A 15,303-nucleotide genomic window follows, 5' to 3' on the forward strand; every position below is an offset into this window, starting at 1 on the left:
GCTACTCGTCCGGGACGAACTGCCAGTCCGCGGGCTTGCTGACGCCGACAATGAGTTCCACGTCTTCGTCGCCGTCGTTGGTGAGTCCGTGGCTGGTTCCGCGGGGGACGTAGATGCCGTCGCCGGGCTTTGCCCGGTAGTCCGTGCCGCCGAGGTGGACCACGGGTGTTCCGCTCAGGACCACGTAGAACTCTGAGGCGTCCGGGTGGTGGTGGCACAGGTGGTGCTGGCCGGGCAGGATCTTACCCCAGCTGACGCACAGGTCATCCGAACCGCTGAGTTCCCGGGAGATGAGCGTGCTGACCAGGCCCTGGTCCCGCTGCCCGTTGAGCCCGATCTTGTCCAACGCCATGAAGCCCTGCTCGTGGACGTTGTGGACCAGGCGGGCAATGTCCACCGTGGCCGTCCCTGTCTCTCCTGCGGGCGTCATGCCGCACCTTCCAAGGCGGCTTCGGTCTTGGCCGGCACGGGCGGGTGCGCCATCCACCAGCGCGCGATTTCCTCACGGGTGGCAAACCACACACCCTGCTGGGACAGGGCGTATTCGAGGAAGCGGCGCACGCCGTGGGCCACGCTGGGCCGGCCGCCGATCCTCAGATGCAGCCCAACGGACATCATCTTGGGCACGGTCTTGCCTTCGATGAGAAGACAGTCGAGCGAGTCCTTCAGGACGTTGAAGAAGTCCTCGCCCGTGCCAAGGCTGCCATTGCCCCAGAATCGGGCGTCGTTCGTGTCGCCCGAATACGGAACCACCAGGTGACTGTGCGGGCCGGCTTCCACATAGTACGGAAGGTCGTCGGCGTAGGAATTCGAGTCGTACAGTACGCCTTCCTCGGCCAGGATGGTGCGGGTGTTCTCCGTGATCCCCTCACGGACGTACCAGCCCACGGGCCGCACTCCGGAAACGGCCTCGACGGCGGCCAGGGACTTGCGGATCTCCTGCCGTTCCTCGTCCGGTTCCATCCCGACGGTTCCGCGCCATTTGTAGCCGTGGGCGCAGATCTCGTGGCCGTCCCGCACCATGGCCAGGGCGGCGTCCGGGTTCCGCTCAAGGGCGGCGCCGCAGGCCATGACGGTTGCCTGGACGTTGTACTCGCGCAGCATCCCGAGGTAGCGCCAGATGCCCACACGGCTGCCGTACTCGAAGAAGGACTCCTTCATGAGGCTGCGCCGTGTGGGGTCGGCGGACCAGCCGCCGAAGATCGAGACGTCCTCGTCCCGCTCGTCGCCGGCTTCGATGGAGCTCTCGGCTCCTTCCTCGTAGTTCAGCACCACGGAGACAGCAACCTTCGCGCCGTGCGGCCAGGTGACAACCGGAGGGTTCTCGCCGTATCCAATCAGATCGCGCATTGGCTTCTCCTTGCCTGTTCATTAACTTGATAAGACTTCACGTCAGAGCGCCTGCCCTTCGTAGACCTTCCGGTGGGCGGCCAGTGACGTCCTGAGCATGCTGTCGACGTCGTCGATCACGTTTCCGTGGGCGGGACCGATCATCAGGGCCGGATAGGACTCCAGGGTGTCCTCGATGGCCTGGAACGCCGTACCGACGTCGACAAACTTGGTCCAGTAGAGCGCGCGTCCGGTGCCGTAGGCGGCCTGTTCCACTGAGGGCGGCTCAGGCATTTCGGTGGAGAGCAGGCGACACTGCCCAGGCAGGTGCACCGGTTCGTCGTCGTCCTCCGGTCCCGGAATGTCGTGGATGTAGGAGAAGCCGTCGGAGACGAACATGATCCGTGCACCCGCGTCGTAGCCCCAGAGCGTATTCTCCAGGTCCCGGATGTACGCCGGGAAGAAGCGGAACTCCCTGCCGCCGAGATCCAGCGACTCGCCCGCGGCCTTGGCTTGCAGCCGCTCCCGGTACTCCGGGAAATGGAGGGCGTAGTCGCGGACATCACCCACCACCACAGCCGAGGGGTATGTGGCCAGCAGTGCCGGGAGATTGCCCGCGTGCGGGATCTCCGGATGCGTCGGGAAGATGTAGTCAAGCGTCCGCCCGCCCAATGCACGGTCCAGCTGCGCCAACACCGTCTCCCGGTGGGCCGGATCGCCTGTATCCACCAGGATCGACGCTTCGGAGCCGATCACCAGGTATGAGGAGACATGGTAGTGGACTTCCTGACCTTCGGCGCTGGCCGACAGGCAGCCGCCCAGCCAGTGGACGCCGTCGGCGAGGACGCGGCCGGGAGTGCGGTCGGGACTCATTGGATGCCCACTTTCCTGATGGCCTCGGCCAGTGCGGTGGCTTCCGTCGCACATTGGCCTTCGCCGAGGAACGGTTCGCCGTAGCCGGGTCCGATGGCCCTGACGTGGCGTTCTTTGATGACGTCTTCGACGTCCTGCGCAATGCCGCGCGTATCGGCCTGGGCAAACCACTGGAACTTCTGCAAACCCGCGGCCGCCTGTGCGCTGCCATACGAGCCGTGTGTGAAGGCATCGGAGGTCAGGAGAGCCCCGGAGGCCGGATCGAAGATCCACAGTGTGGGCAGGAGCCGCATCAGCGGCGAGACGAACTCCAGCGTCAGGCCGTCCATGACCACCACGTCAAGGGAGTCTCCCGGGTTGACCATGATGCGCCGCGGAGTCGCCGAGGTCCTCGGAACCGTGATCCCGCCGGTGTACCAGACGGATTCGACCTCGAACCGTGCCTCGATGGCGGGAAGGTTTAGGCAGCATTCCATCTCGGTCCGGGTGAGCACGACGGCGAGCCGTTCCCCTGGTTCGAGCAGTGATTCCAGCTGCCGGATGATCTCCGCCTCGTGGAGCCGGATGCCGGTGTCAACGAGCACCGAGCCGGCGCTTCCCTTGATGAGGTAGCAGTTGACGGGCTGGATGGTGTGGACGCCGGGCGGGCACCAGCTGACCTGCCCGTCCAGGGAGATGTCCGCTCCCAGGCGATAAATGCGGTCACCGATCAGGCTCTGGGCGCCGTTGACGGCGGACGCTGCCTGGGCTGTGTGTGGATTCAACGACTTTCTCCTCTCTGATTTTCCGAATCGGCGTGTTCCGAAGCGGCCGGCCTAGGCGGCGCTGGCCGAGTCCCAGACGGCGATGGCCTCGTCCAGTGTGCAGACATCGTGGCGTGCCCGCATGACGGTCAGTGCGGCGTCATGGACCACCGTGTCATAGGCGCCTACGGCGTCCTCGAGGAGCACGGCATAGAAGTCGTTGTGGACCGCGTCCCGCAGCGTCGCCTCGACGCATCCGCCGGTGGAGACGCCAACCAGGGCCACGGATTCGATGCCCTGGCTCCGCAGCAGGAGTGCCAACTCCGTGCCTACGAACGCACTGGGACGGCGCTTGGTGATGATCACTTCGCCGTCCTCGGGCCGGCACTCGGCACAGAACTCCGTGGCCGGATCGCCCTTGAGGCTGAGCTTGCCCAAATCAATGGGCCGGCCGTTGGCCGCCGTGTACAAAGCCCGCAACCAAGCGGCAGGTGAGCTGCCGCCGTCGGGCAGGTTTTCGACCCGGATGTGGAAGACGGGAACGCCGTTCTTCCGCGCCGATTCGATGGCCTGGCCGCAGCGCTTGGCGACGTCGGGCATCATGCTCAAGTCGTGGCCGGAGTCGCCGATGGCGCCGCCGGCGTACACGGCACCTTCCTGCATGTCGATCACCACGAGGGCGGTGGTGGCCGGGTCGAGCAGTTCCTGCAGCGTGTCACGGACCTGCTTTCCGCAGATTTCAATCATGGGAGGTTCCTTCTTTGAGGGTGTGTCTGCGAGGTGGTGCCGGCCGAGTTCGACGCCGGCACCACCCGAGGACTGCCGGCGGCCTAGCGGCCGAGGGCGTTGAAGTGGATCTGGCCGTTGGTGAGGGGCACAGCCCCGGACAGCCCGGTCTTGGTGACCAGCACTCCCCTGGTTTCGACGAGCGACAGGATGGCTGCGCCGTCGTCCACAAGTGAGGTCATCTTCTTCAGGAGCGTGCTGCGCTTGTCCGCCTCCGAGTCCGGCGTGGCGGCAAGTTCGCTGCGTGCCTTGTCGAACTCCGGGTTGGACCACCCGGTGGTGTTGCTCGGGGCGCCGGTTCCGTAAAACGCGTAGCTGTAGAACGCGGGGTCAGCAATCACGATCGGCTCCGAGTAGAGCACCGCTTGGTAGCGGCCTTCCAGCAGCGCCGTGGAGAAGTCCGTGGAACTGGCCACGTTCTGAAGCTGGACGTCGATCCCGACGTCCTTGAGCATGGACTGGATCAGCACTGCCGACTTGGCTGCCACCGGGCCCGGACGGGTTGCACTGTAGCTGAGCGTCATCGGGAACCCGTTCGCATACCCGGCCGCGGCCAGGAGCTTCTTGGCCTCATCCTTGTTGAACTTGTAGATCGCCGAGTCCTCCACCATGGGGAAGATGGATCCGGCCGGTTCGCCGAAGCCGGCGTAGGCGCCCTTGATCAAGGCTTCACGGTCGATGGCCATGGATACGGCGTGGCGGACTTTGGGGTCGGCCAGCGGACCGGTTTTGGTGTTGATCATCATCGTGTCGCGGGTCTGGCTGGGGCAGTTGAGGACGGTGACGCCCGGTGCCTTCTCCAGGGACTTGTACTGGTCGTATTCGAAGCCGTTGGCCACCTGGACCTCGCCGGATTCCACCAGCTGGCTGCGGGTGGCGGTGCTCTGGACCGCTTTGACGGACACGCGCTTCACCGTCCCCCGGGTGCCTTCCCATGCCGGATCGGCCGTGACGGTCAGTGAGGCGCCCGGCGTGAATTCTTCAAGCTTCCAGCCGCTGTAGTCGGCCAGGTTCTTCGACAGCCAAGTATTCGCCGTAGGGTCTTCCGCGGTAACGTGCTTCTTGGCCTCGGTGCTGTCATGGACGTAGAACAGGTTGTTTTGCAGGGATTCCTCGGTGTAGGAGGTCAGCGCCGTGGTGTTGAGCTGGAGGGTCTTGTCATCGATCACCTTGACGAGGTTGTCCACGTTGAAGCCGCTGCTCTTCAGCGTGCCCTTCATGACCGGCTGACGCTTCATGCCGATATCGAAACTCCACCGGACGTCTTCGGCCGTGAGGGTGTTCCCGAACTGGCTGGTGAGCTTGCGGAGCGTGACCACAACGCCGGTGCCATCCGGGCTGGGCTTGACGCTTTCGGCCAGGCGGCCGTTCAATTCCGTGGACGGCGCGGGGCACGTCTGGCCGTCGCTGGCGGCGGCTTTGTACTCGAGGAGCTGCGAGCCGAGGCCGCTGAGCACTACGTGCGAGGCGCTGCCTCCCCAGGGTGAGGGGGTGAGGCTGTCCGGCAGGGATCCCACCGCAACAACAACGCTTTCGATGGTGGGGTTGACTGTTGCCTGCGGTGAACCTCCGCAGGCAACAAGGGACGTGGCGAGGGCGACAGCAGCGCCCCCGGTGATCAAACGCAGACGTTTCATAACAGTGACTCCGTTGATTGGGGAAAGCTACGGCTGAACAGTCTCGTAGCGGTAAGCCTGCTTGTGGCCGGCCCGGATGATGGGCTCCACGTCGCGGATGTTGCTGATGAAGTTGCCGTGGGTGGGGGCCACGGATTTGACGCCAATCTCATCAATAAGATGAAGAACGCGGTCATAGATTGCATCGGCATCGTTGGCGAAGCGTGCCCAGTACAGGGCGCTTCCGGTAAAGAAGGCAGCATTCTCGACGGCGATAGGCACCTGCAGTTCGCCGGTGGTCAGTCCGCATTCACCCGGGAGGTGTACCGGGTCTTCGTCGTCGAGTTCGGGGCGGTGCATGTAGCAAAAGCCGTCGGCGGTGAAGAGAACGCCTGCTCCGGGTGCAAAGCCCCACTGGGTGTTGGGCAAGTCCCGGATAAGGGCCTCCACCACCAGGAACTCCTGCCCGCCAAGGTCGATCCGGTCCCCGGGCACCTTTGCGTGGAGGTTCGGAACGATCTGTGGGTAGAAGAGGTGGTAGTCGCGGATGTCACCCACCACCTGAACGTCCGGGTACTTCTCCACGAGCCGGGGCAGGTTTCCTGTGTGGGGAAGTTCGGGGTGCGTGGGGAACACGTACGTCAGCCGGCGGCCGTCCAGCAGCTCGTCGAGCGTGCTGGAAATGATGGGCCAGCTGGACGGGTTGCCGGTGTCCACCAGGATGGACGAATGCTCGCCTTGGACCAGGTAGGTGGAGTTGTGGCCGTGGATCACCCGGTCCGCCAGGTGGAAGGGGAGGCAGGAGCTCATCCACGTGACGCCGTCCGCGACACGTCGGGGCAGGTCACTGCTCATGGTTTCTACGAGTTGTTCTTCCATAATGGTCTCCTAAACCAACTGCGGGGTGAGCGCGTCGAGCATGAAATCGAGGTGGCGCCGCACCACATCGCGGCCCTTCAGGACGCAGCCGCGGGATGGGGCGATGACCTCGGGGTCCAGTGTGTCGAATTTGTCCTGGAGCCACTCCCGAAGGGGCTCGCAGGTGGAGCGCGGGATCCACTCGTATTTCGCGTACAGGTGGCCGGCCACCTGTTCCACCGTGGTGGTGTCCTCAACCGTGGAGTCGATGATCCGCTGGCCCTCCGGCCCGTTCATGAGGCCGTGGGTGAAGGTGTCCGAGGTGAACAGCGTGCCCGTTTCCTTGTCCCAGCCCCAGAAGGTGGGCAGGAGGCGCAGCAGGGGCGATTCGACTTCCAGCACCCGGCCCGGAGCAATCTCGATCTCGGCTGCACGGGCCATGGAGTCGCCGGTTTCGGTCCGCTGGGCGTCGATCTGGTGGCGGCGTCCCCGCAAGGCCAGGCGGCTCACGTCATCGAAGGCGTCGAAGGGGTTGATGACCCCGCCGGTGAAGAGCCGCTCGATGTCGAACCTGCCGGCGATGGGTTCAAGATTGGACACACAGTCCATCTCGCTCCGGGTGAAGAAGACGGACAATCCCCCGCCTTCGCCGATGAGCCCTGCCAGGTCGTCCAGGATCCGTTGACTGTGAACGGCCAGGCCGGAATCGACCAGGAGCCTGGAGGAGCCTTCGCTCAGGAGGTAGGCGTTGGACGGCTGGAATCCTGTTGCACCTTGCGGAACCCAGCTCACACGGCCGTCGAGCGGAATGCTTCCGCCAAGGACCGTCAACTTGTCTTTATGCAATGAAGTGAACATATCTTCAATCTATTGAATATCGAGGGTTTGTCAAGGATTTTCTTTGCGGCGCGGGCTTTAGCCCTGCTGCGCGGCCGGCTCCGCCGCGGGGCGCAGCTTGGACGGGCTTTTCACGCCACGTATGACGTTGTGACGCGTGCGGGGGTCCAGGAGGGTGATGAGGGCGTCCAGCAGCACATAGCCCAGGAGGCTCGTGGCACCCATGATGAGGACGAAGCCTTGGATCACGGGAACGTCGCCCTTGAGGACGCCGTCCAGGGACCAGCCGCCCACGCCGGGCCAGGAAAACACGCTTTCGATGATGGCCGCTCCGCTGAGGGCCGCGGCGAACAGAAGGACCATGTACGTCATCAGAGCCCCGCGTACATCACTGAGTGCGTAGCGGAACACCTGTAGCGGCCTCAGTCCGCAGGCCCGGGCGAATTCGATCTGTGGTGAATTCAGCACCTGGAGGAGGCCGGTCCGGACGGTCTTCCCGAACGGGGCCGCGAAGAACAGGCCCATGGTGATGATGGGCAGGACGGCCCTGCTGAGGATGGATTGCACCGTTCCCCAATGACCGGCGATCACGGCGTCCAGGGCGAGGGATCCGGTGACCTTGGGTGGTGGAATGTCGGCGCTGGACAGCATGCCCAGCGGAGCGGGCGCCAGGTGGAGCTGCTGGTAGAAGATGAACAGCAGGAGGAGGGCAAGAACAAACTCCGGCATGGCCATGAGGAACGAGACGCCGGCGGTGAAGGCCTTGTCCGCTCCCCGCCCGTAGCGGTAGGCCGCCAGTGTGCCCATGCCCATACCGATGAGCAGGGCAAGGACCAGGCCGGGAACCAGGTAGACCAGGGTGTTGGGCAGCCGGGTCCAGATCTCCCCTGCCACGGGGCTACCTGTGAAGAATGAATTTCCCAGGTCTCCGCTCAAGGTGCGGCCCATGTACTCCAAGTAGCGTTCCCAGAATGGTTTATCCAGGCCCAGCTGGGAATTGATCCGGGCGATGTCTGCCGGGGTGGCATACTCACCCAGAAGTGCAACGGCCGGGTTCCCGGGAAGCAGCGAGACCAGCCCAAAGCTCAGGGTGATAAGCCCCAGGAGAAGCAGGAAGGCAATGACAAGGCGGGACAGGACATAGCGGATCATGCCAACGCCTCCCTTTCTTCAGGGACGTATGGGATGGGAGGCATTGCCGCGGCCATGAGCGCCTGCGTGTAGGGCTGCTGCGGACGGGAGAGAACGTCATCCGTAGTGCCCGTTTCAACGAACCGGCCACGGTGCATGACAGCCACGTGGGAACAGAAGTGCCGGACGGTCTCGATGTCGTGGGAGACGAAGACGTAGGTCAGTCGCCTCGCGAGCTGTAGCCTGGCGAGCATCTGCAGGACGGATGCCCTGATAGTCAGGTCCAGGGACGACGTCGGCTCGTCGAGGACCACCAAGGTGGGGTCCGTCACGAGGCACCTGGCGATTCCCACCCTTTGTTGTTGACCGCCGCTAAGATTGGCAGGGCGGCGGTTCAGGAAATCCGGCGAGAGCCCCACCTCTTTCAGCGTGTCAATGACCCGGCGCAGGCGCTCGGCCTTGGATCCGTACGTCTTCGCAACGATCAGGGGTTCCTCGACAATCTGGCGGATGGTCAGGCGGGGATTCAAGGAGGCGAACGGCTCCTGGAAGACAATCTGCCAGCGCCGGCGCCGGTTCCGCAGCTGAGCCTTCGACAATGCACGGATGTCTTCGCCCTCAAGGAGGATCGTGCCCGAATCGGCCTCAATGAGCCTGAGGATCAGGCGGCCGAGGGTTGACTTGCCGGAACCGCTTTCGCCAATGATCCCCAACGTCTCGCCGCGTTCCACGGCGAGGGAAATCCCGTCAACTGCCGCAACAGGCAGTCCTTGCGGCGTCCGGAAGGACTTCCGGACATCCTTCAATTCAATGATGGGCATGGTCAGATGCTCCTGGATTCGGAGAGTTCGGTAGGAAGCGTCGTGTCGCCAGAGCGGGGCACCCCGCTGACCGGGACAGCTTTCGGCTGAACGACGGAATTGAGCAGCGAAACAGTGTAGGGATCCTGGGGCCGAACGAACACCTCGGATACCGGACCCTGCTCAACGATGCGGCCACGGTACATAACGAGGACGCGGTCGCAGTAGTTGGCCACCACCCCCAGGTCATGGGTGACGATGAGCATTGACCGCCCGCTCCCCTTGGTCAGCCGGGTCAGAGTATCGAGCACCTGCCGCTGCACGGTGAGGTCCAGCGCCGTCGTCGGTTCATCGGCGATGACCAAACTGGGGTTGAGGTACAAGGCCATGGCGATGACAACGCGCTGGGCCATGCCGCCGCTGAGCTCGTGCGCGTAGCCGCGCATGACGCGTTCTGGATCGTTGACGCCGGAGGAGGCCAGCAGTTCCAGGGCCCGCCCACGCGCTTCGGCGTCGGCCTTAAGCCCGTGCGCCCTGGCAATGTTCGAGAACTGCTTTTCAATGCGCACCACCGGGTTCAGGGCACTGAAAGGGTTCTGCGCCACGAAGCCGATTTCCTTGCCCCGAATGGGGCGGATCTGCCGTTCCGGCAGGCGAATCAGGTCCTGTCCTTGGAACTCGGCGGTGCCCTCCATGACCCGCCCCGGCGGCATCAGCAACTTAACCACGGAGCGCACCACAGTGGACTTGCCCGAACCTGATTCACCCACGACGCCCACGATTTCATTGCTGCCGACATCAAAGGAAATGCCGTGGAGGGCGCGTGTCACACCTTCGCGGGAATGGAACTCCGTCACGAGGTCCCGCACGTGAAGTCCTATGGTCATCGTGCCCGCTCCACTCGTTCGATCTTCGTTTCGATTGCTCCGGCAATCACATTGAGTGAACCGATGGCAAGGAGCATTGCGGCTGTGGGGAAGGCGGCCGCCCACCATTCGCCGCGGATGAGCATGCTGACGCCGTCGTTGATCATGGCCCCCCAGGTCGGTGTGGGCGGCTTGACTCCCACGCCGAGGAAGTTCAATGCGGCGATGGTGCCCAGGGCGTTGGCCGCCGTCAGTGTTGCCTGCACCAGAACCACGCCGTAGGCGTTGCGGAAGATGTGGTTGAACGCGATGCGGGCCGGCGAGCACCCGATCGCCGCCGCAGCCTCCACATAGCGCGCGGAGCGAAGGGCCATGGCCGCAGCCCGGGACAGGCGAACGAACCTGGGCGCCGCCACTATGGCGATCGCCAGGACCACGTCCGTTGCACCGCCGCCCATGAGCTTGATGGAGACGACCGCGATCACGATGATCGGCAGTGCGGCGAAGGCGTCAATGACGCGCATGATTGCCTCGCCCAGCCGACCGCTCGTGGCAAACAGTCCCAGGGGGACGCCTACGAGCAGCGACAATGCCGTAGCCGCGAGGGCTACTGGAAGGTCCAGTTTCGCGGCCTCGATGGTCCGGGAGAAGATATCCATCCCGTTTCCATCGGTGCCGAACCAGTGCGTCCCATTCGGTGCGATGCCGATCGCTTCGGTGTCCGGACGCATGGGATCGTGCGGCAGCGGGGCCACGAGTGCCAGAAGAGGCAGCCCTACAATAATGGCCACCGCAATGACGGCCATAATGGTGTTGGACCGGCCGACCAGGAGGATCTGGCCGCGGCGGGCCCACGTCGTGGCCCGAAGGCCGGGTGAGGTGCGCGGAAGTCCTTGGATGCTCATCGGGCCCCCGCTGGGAATCGGCCGGCAACGATGTCTGAGGCGAGGCAGACGCCAGAGCTGCTCGCAATGAGTCCACTCGCAATGTATTGAAGATTGTCCTGCTTCAGGACCAGTGGCTGTTGCATGTTCAGCTCCCTGTTCGGACCTTGATGGGCAACCGCCTCATATCAAAGTCTCATCACTTTATTGAATGTGACTGTAGCGCCAAGTGTGACGAATTGCACTCTTTTTCTGGAAAATCAGGGGACAGCCCCAAAGTTGTCGCGGTCAGTCGACGTACTTACCGGCCACAGCCGGAGGCTCGCGCGGGCCCCGGGGACGCTGATTGCCAGCAAGAACCCCATTGACACCACAGTGAAGTGACTTCAATATAGTGAGCATGTACCGATTGTGATGAAGCTCAGGTGCTTTCGACGCCGCCAGCACCCACGGAACAGATGAGGAACGGACCCGATGCCCAACTTTCAACAAACAGCAGCCGCAGTAGCCACCCCGCAGCCCGACCCGGGCCAGCCGGTGAAGTACCTCCTCCACGATGGCGAGTTGGTGGACTACGCCGACGCCCGCCTCCATGTGCTGAGCACCTCGCTGAAGTACGGCGTCGGAGTCTTCGAAGGGTTCCGCGCGTACTGGAGCGAGGAGGAACAGCAGCTGTACGCGTTCAGAGTGGCCGACCACATGAAACGTCTGATCGACTCCATGAGGGTGGTGGAGATCGACGGCCCGCAGAACATCGACGAACTCGGCGATCAGCTGCTGGGACTGATCCGGGCAAACGATCTGCGGGGAAATCTGCACATGCGGGCCCAAGTGTTTGTCGATTCCAAGGATGGCAAGCCGGAAGACACCGGCCCCTCCACCGTTTTCATGGCGGCCATTCCCATGGGCAACTACTTCGGTTCCACAGGCCTGGACGTGCAGATCAGCAGCTGGGCCCGCCTCTCGGACCGGTCCATGCCGCCCCGGGTAAAGTCCATTGCCAATTACCAGAACGGCCGCCTCGCCCTGTTGGAAGCCAAGCGCAACGGCTACAACGCGGCGCTGCTGCTCACGGAGAACGGACACGTTGCCGAGGGCGCCGGCTATAACGTGTTCATGGTCCGCCAGGGACGGCTTTGCACTCCCCCGGTGACGGACAGCATTCTCGAGGGCATCACCCGGGACAGCGTCCTGCACCTGGCCCGCACGGAGCTGGGCATCGATGTCGACATTCGTCCTATCGACCGCACCGAGCTGTACTCGGCCGACGAAATCTTTGTGTGCGGCAGTGCCGCGGAGGTCAACCACATCGCTTCCGTTGACCGCACCACCATTGGCAAGGGAACTGCCGGTGAGATCACCCGCAGCCTCCAGGACTTGTACCGGCAGGCCGTCATAGGACGCGTGGCCGCGGACCAGAACTGGGCTACCCCCGTCTACCCGTCCTGAAAGGAGACACCCATGCAAGAAACGCAGACGCTGCAGGTGGTGCCGCGCGGGGAACTGGCGCGCGCCGGGTACGAGGACGCCTCATTGTCCTTTGAGGCGAGCGCCGGTCCAGTCCTCGAGGTCAACCAAGGCGAGCACTTCTGGCTGGACGCACGGAGCCTGCTCACCGGCGGCCTCTTCGAGGAGACCGGTGAGTACGAGAAATTGTCCATTCCCGTCACCGGACCTGTGGCCATCCGCGGAGTAAATCCCGGCGATGCGCTACGCGTGGACATCCACGAGATCAGGATCGCCGGCCGCGGGGCAATGGTCACCTTGCCCGGCCGGGGCGGCTTCACGGGAGGTCTTGGGCGCTCCGGCCGCGTGGTGGAGATCGTGGACGGCCAGGTGCTGTTCGACGACGGCATCACCATCCCCGTCCGGCCCATGGTGGGCAAGCTCGGGGTGGCGCCCGTTGGCGCCGGCCCCAATTCCAGCACCGTAGGAATCCATGGCGGCAACATGGACTGTAAGGACGTGACGGCGGGGTCCGCCGTCGTACTCCCTGTGCAGGTGACCGGAGCGATGCTGTACGCCGGCGATCTGCATGCGGCGCAGGGCGACGGCGAGTGCTCGCTGACCGCCGTCGAGGTTGAAGGCAGCGTGCGGCTCTCCTGCACCGTGATTCCCAGGACGGCCGTTCCGGACGCTGACACCGGCATCCGGCGACCGGTGGTCCTCAGCGGCGGTTCCGTCATCACCATCGGCGACGGCGACACCTTGGACGAAGCGGCGAGGCTTGCCCTGGACGACATGCTGGAGCTGCTTCAGACGGACCGGAACTGGTCGCGGGAGAAGACCGCGATGCTGCTCAGCGCGGCCGCGGACGTGTCCGTCTCGCAGCTGGTCAACGCCCGGGTCTCTGCCAAGGTCACGCTGGCCTCAAGGTATTTCAGCACCGAACCCTTCACCATTGATTCTTCCGACACTACGAATGCGCAGGTCTCCGATGTTTGATCTCCTCCTGACCAATGGCTTGGTCGTCACCCCCTCCGGTGCCGAGCGTCTGGACATCGGCATTTCGGAGGGCAAGATCGTGTCGCTCCGTGCCTCTGGGGTGGGCACACCCGACGAAGCCCGGCGCGTCGTGGACCTGAAAGGCCAACTGGTGGTGCCCGGCGGCGTGGACCCGCACGTGCACACAAACTCGGTGCTTCCCACCGCGGCGGAGAGCGGCATCATGTGCTTCGGGCCGGACCGCGTGAGCGAGGGCGCCATCTACGGCGGCACCACCACTCTGGTGGACTTTGCACACTGGAAGCCGGGCGACGAACTGTCCGAGTCGTTCGCACGGAAGTCGGCCGAGTGGGCTGGTTCCACTTACACGGACTACGCGCTGCACGGCACCTTCAAGGAGCCGGAGATCCCGTTCGAGGTCCTGGAGCAGGTCCCGGACGCGGTGGCCAACGGGCACGGCAGCTATAAGGTGTGGATGACAAACACGACGCCCTCGCGGCCTAAGCAGAAGACGGACCTGGGCAACATGTGGGGGTTGATGGAGCAGACGGCCGCCGCTGGCGCGATGCTTGCCGTCCATGCTGAGGACGACGACATTGTCATGTACTCGTACAAGAAGCTGCAGCGCCAGGGCAAGACCGCCCTCGAGTACATGCACCACGCCCACAACAACCTCTCCGAAAAACTCTCCTTCCAGCGGGCCATCACCCTCGCCCATCATGTGGGGGCCCCCATTTACCTCATGCACGTCAGCGCCCGCGAAGGCGTGGATGCCATCCGTGAGGCACGCGGCCGCGGCCAGGCGGTGTACGGGGAGATCCTTCCGCACTACGCCTACTTCACAGCTGAGGACTACAAGCAGGAGAACGGAGCAATTTACCACACGTACCCGTCGTTGAAGTCCGAGACAGACCGGGACTCGATGTGGGAATCGTTGCTCGACGGTTCACTGAGCACCCTGGCCACCGACGGCGTGTGCACCGACCTGGACGTGAAAACGCGCGGCAAGACCATCCTCGACGCGACCGGCGGCCACGCCGGCGTCGAGATGCGCATGGCAGTGGCATACACCGAAGGCGTTAAGAAACGGGGCCTGGACCTGACCCGCTTCGTGGACATCACATCGGCAAACGCTGCGAAAATCCTGGGCCTGTACCCACAAAAGGGCGTCATCGCCATCGGCAGCGACGCAGACCTGGCCGTGCTGGACACCACCATAGACCGCAAGATCACGGCCACGGACCTTCACGAGGCGGACTACACGCCATGGGAAGGCTACCGGGTGGCTGCCTGGCCGAGCATGACCGTGCTGCGCGGAACCGTCGTGGTGGAGAACCGAAAGTTGCTGACGGGCCCGGGCGGATCGCTGCTCAAGCAACGCGTGTCCAGCGACGTCCTCAACCGACCCGCGTGCTGACGGACTCGATTCTTTCCCCCTACCTCGCATCGTGCTGGAACCGAACGGGGCGACTTGCTGGGGGCTTTTTGGGTCTACGCCGTGGTGTTGGTTCCAGTGGGCCTTTCGTCGATGACTTTCCTCAACGTGTGAAACACCAGCATCCAACTCTCCGTCAGCCCTCAACTGCGAGGCCGGGTGCTTGCGCTCCACCTTGCCGTGCTTCAGGGCGGCACGGCCCTTGGAGCTCCGCAGATGGGTTGGATCGGTACCGAGTTCGGCGCCCGGTGGGCCCTTGCCACGGGTGGAAGCGCCGTAGTGCACCCAGGCCAACACCTGGGATCGGCTTCCCTGCCGAGGTTAGCTGACGGTAAGCACAGCCCCATTTCCCCGATGTCACGCTGCGCGGCAGCGTTCGAAATAAACTTCTGACGCTGCTCCAGACTCACGGATTTGAGAAGTCCGTCCCAATTCGCAGCTCCCATGTCGTACATGCTCACCGTGGCAATGACCTTGATGCGTGGGTCGATCTTCGCCGCGCTGAGGACGAAGCTGCCGCTGCCACAGATCCCGATGGCACCGATACGTTCTTGGTCCACGAAGGACAAAGAGCGCAAGTAGTCGACCGCTGCACTGAAGTCCTCAGCGTAAATGGTTATCCGAGTCTGCGGTCCTTACCTGATGTGCCTCTTTGATCCATCCTCCATAGATCGAATGGGGGAACTGCCATCACCTGACG

At 63.9% G+C, this 15,303-nt stretch carries 16 protein-coding genes; 3 read left to right on the top strand and 13 right to left on the bottom strand.

Annotated features, from left to right (window positions below):
- Position 1 precedes the first annotated feature (1 nt).
- The 12 genes from ACIQC5_RS11210 to ACIQC5_RS11265 form a co-directional block, all read right to left on the bottom strand.
- Positions 2-430, bottom strand: a complete 429-nt coding sequence (locus ACIQC5_RS11210; RefSeq protein WP_400281793.1) for a cupin domain-containing protein — start codon at positions 428-430, stop codon at positions 2-4.
- The gene (locus tag ACIQC5_RS11215) at positions 427-1,350 is read right to left on the bottom strand and encodes a polysaccharide deacetylase family protein (RefSeq protein ID WP_400281796.1); all 924 of its coding nucleotides are present in this window, start codon (positions 1,348-1,350) and stop codon (positions 427-429) included. Before ACIQC5_RS11215 ends, ACIQC5_RS11210 begins: the two co-directional genes overlap by 4 nt.
- 42 nt (positions 1,351-1,392) lie before the next feature.
- Complete coding sequence (locus ACIQC5_RS11220; protein WP_400281798.1) at positions 1,393-2,202, bottom strand: MBL fold metallo-hydrolase; 810 nt, start codon at positions 2,200-2,202, stop codon at positions 1,393-1,395.
- Entirely contained in the window at positions 2,199-2,966 is a 768-nt protein-coding gene (locus ACIQC5_RS11225; RefSeq protein ID WP_400281801.1) for a hypothetical protein, read from the bottom strand. Before ACIQC5_RS11225 ends, ACIQC5_RS11220 begins: the two co-directional genes overlap by 4 nt.
- Before the next feature lie 51 nt (positions 2,967-3,017).
- Positions 3,018-3,692, bottom strand: coding sequence for a cysteine hydrolase family protein (locus ACIQC5_RS11230; RefSeq protein ID WP_400281804.1), 675 nt, complete (start codon positions 3,690-3,692; stop codon positions 3,018-3,020).
- An 83-nt stretch (positions 3,693-3,775) separates the two neighbouring features.
- Positions 3,776-5,368: an ABC transporter substrate-binding protein gene (locus tag ACIQC5_RS11235; RefSeq protein ID WP_400281807.1), complete on the bottom strand. Its 1,593-nt coding sequence runs from the start codon at positions 5,366-5,368 to the stop codon at positions 3,776-3,778.
- Between the two features lie 27 nt (positions 5,369-5,395).
- The gene (locus ACIQC5_RS11240; protein WP_400281810.1) at positions 5,396-6,226 is read right to left on the bottom strand and encodes an MBL fold metallo-hydrolase; all 831 of its coding nucleotides are present in this window, start codon (positions 6,224-6,226) and stop codon (positions 5,396-5,398) included.
- A gap of 9 nt (positions 6,227-6,235) precedes the next feature.
- A complete protein-coding gene (locus tag ACIQC5_RS11245; protein ID WP_400281813.1) occupies positions 6,236-7,063 on the bottom strand; it encodes a hypothetical protein in 828 nt (275 codons plus the stop codon).
- Between the two features lie 57 nt (positions 7,064-7,120).
- Positions 7,121-8,194, bottom strand: a complete 1,074-nt coding sequence (locus ACIQC5_RS11250) for an ABC transporter permease (protein ID WP_400281816.1) — start codon at positions 8,192-8,194, stop codon at positions 7,121-7,123.
- The gene (locus ACIQC5_RS11255) at positions 8,191-8,994 is read right to left on the bottom strand and encodes an ATP-binding cassette domain-containing protein (RefSeq protein WP_400281818.1); all 804 of its coding nucleotides are present in this window, start codon (positions 8,992-8,994) and stop codon (positions 8,191-8,193) included. Before ACIQC5_RS11255 ends, ACIQC5_RS11250 begins: the two co-directional genes overlap by 4 nt.
- A 2-nt stretch (positions 8,995-8,996) precedes the next feature.
- Complete coding sequence (locus ACIQC5_RS11260; protein WP_400281821.1) at positions 8,997-9,860, bottom strand: ABC transporter ATP-binding protein; 864 nt, start codon at positions 9,858-9,860, stop codon at positions 8,997-8,999.
- Positions 9,857-10,744, bottom strand: a complete 888-nt coding sequence (locus ACIQC5_RS11265; protein ID WP_400281823.1) for an ABC transporter permease — start codon at positions 10,742-10,744, stop codon at positions 9,857-9,859. Before ACIQC5_RS11265 ends, ACIQC5_RS11260 begins: the two co-directional genes overlap by 4 nt.
- Before the next feature lie 453 nt (positions 10,745-11,197).
- On the opposite strand from ACIQC5_RS11265, the gene ACIQC5_RS11270 reads away from it, so the two are divergent.
- Genes ACIQC5_RS11270 through ACIQC5_RS11280 form a run of 3 tightly spaced genes read left to right on the top strand, consistent with a single transcriptional unit; the run spans position 11,198 to position 14,585 of the window.
- Complete coding sequence (locus ACIQC5_RS11270) at positions 11,198-12,172, top strand: branched-chain amino acid transaminase (RefSeq protein WP_400281826.1); 975 nt, start codon at positions 11,198-11,200, stop codon at positions 12,170-12,172.
- A 12-nt stretch (positions 12,173-12,184) separates the two neighbouring features.
- Complete coding sequence (locus tag ACIQC5_RS11275) at positions 12,185-13,168, top strand: acetamidase/formamidase family protein (protein ID WP_400281828.1); 984 nt, start codon at positions 12,185-12,187, stop codon at positions 13,166-13,168.
- Complete coding sequence (locus ACIQC5_RS11280) at positions 13,161-14,585, top strand: dihydroorotase family protein (RefSeq protein ID WP_400281831.1); 1,425 nt, start codon at positions 13,161-13,163, stop codon at positions 14,583-14,585. Before ACIQC5_RS11275 ends, ACIQC5_RS11280 begins: the two co-directional genes overlap by 8 nt.
- A gap of 203 nt (positions 14,586-14,788) precedes the next feature.
- Here ACIQC5_RS11280 and ACIQC5_RS11285 read toward each other — a convergent pair whose 3' ends face one another.
- Positions 14,789-15,223: an alpha/beta hydrolase gene (locus tag ACIQC5_RS11285; protein WP_400282405.1), complete on the bottom strand. Its 435-nt coding sequence runs from the start codon at positions 15,221-15,223 to the stop codon at positions 14,789-14,791.
- Between the last annotated feature and the right edge of the window lie 80 nt (positions 15,224-15,303).

It is taken from the genome of Paenarthrobacter sp. NPDC092416, assembly GCF_044755025.1.
Taxonomy (GTDB): domain Bacteria; phylum Actinomycetota; class Actinomycetes; order Actinomycetales; family Micrococcaceae; genus Arthrobacter.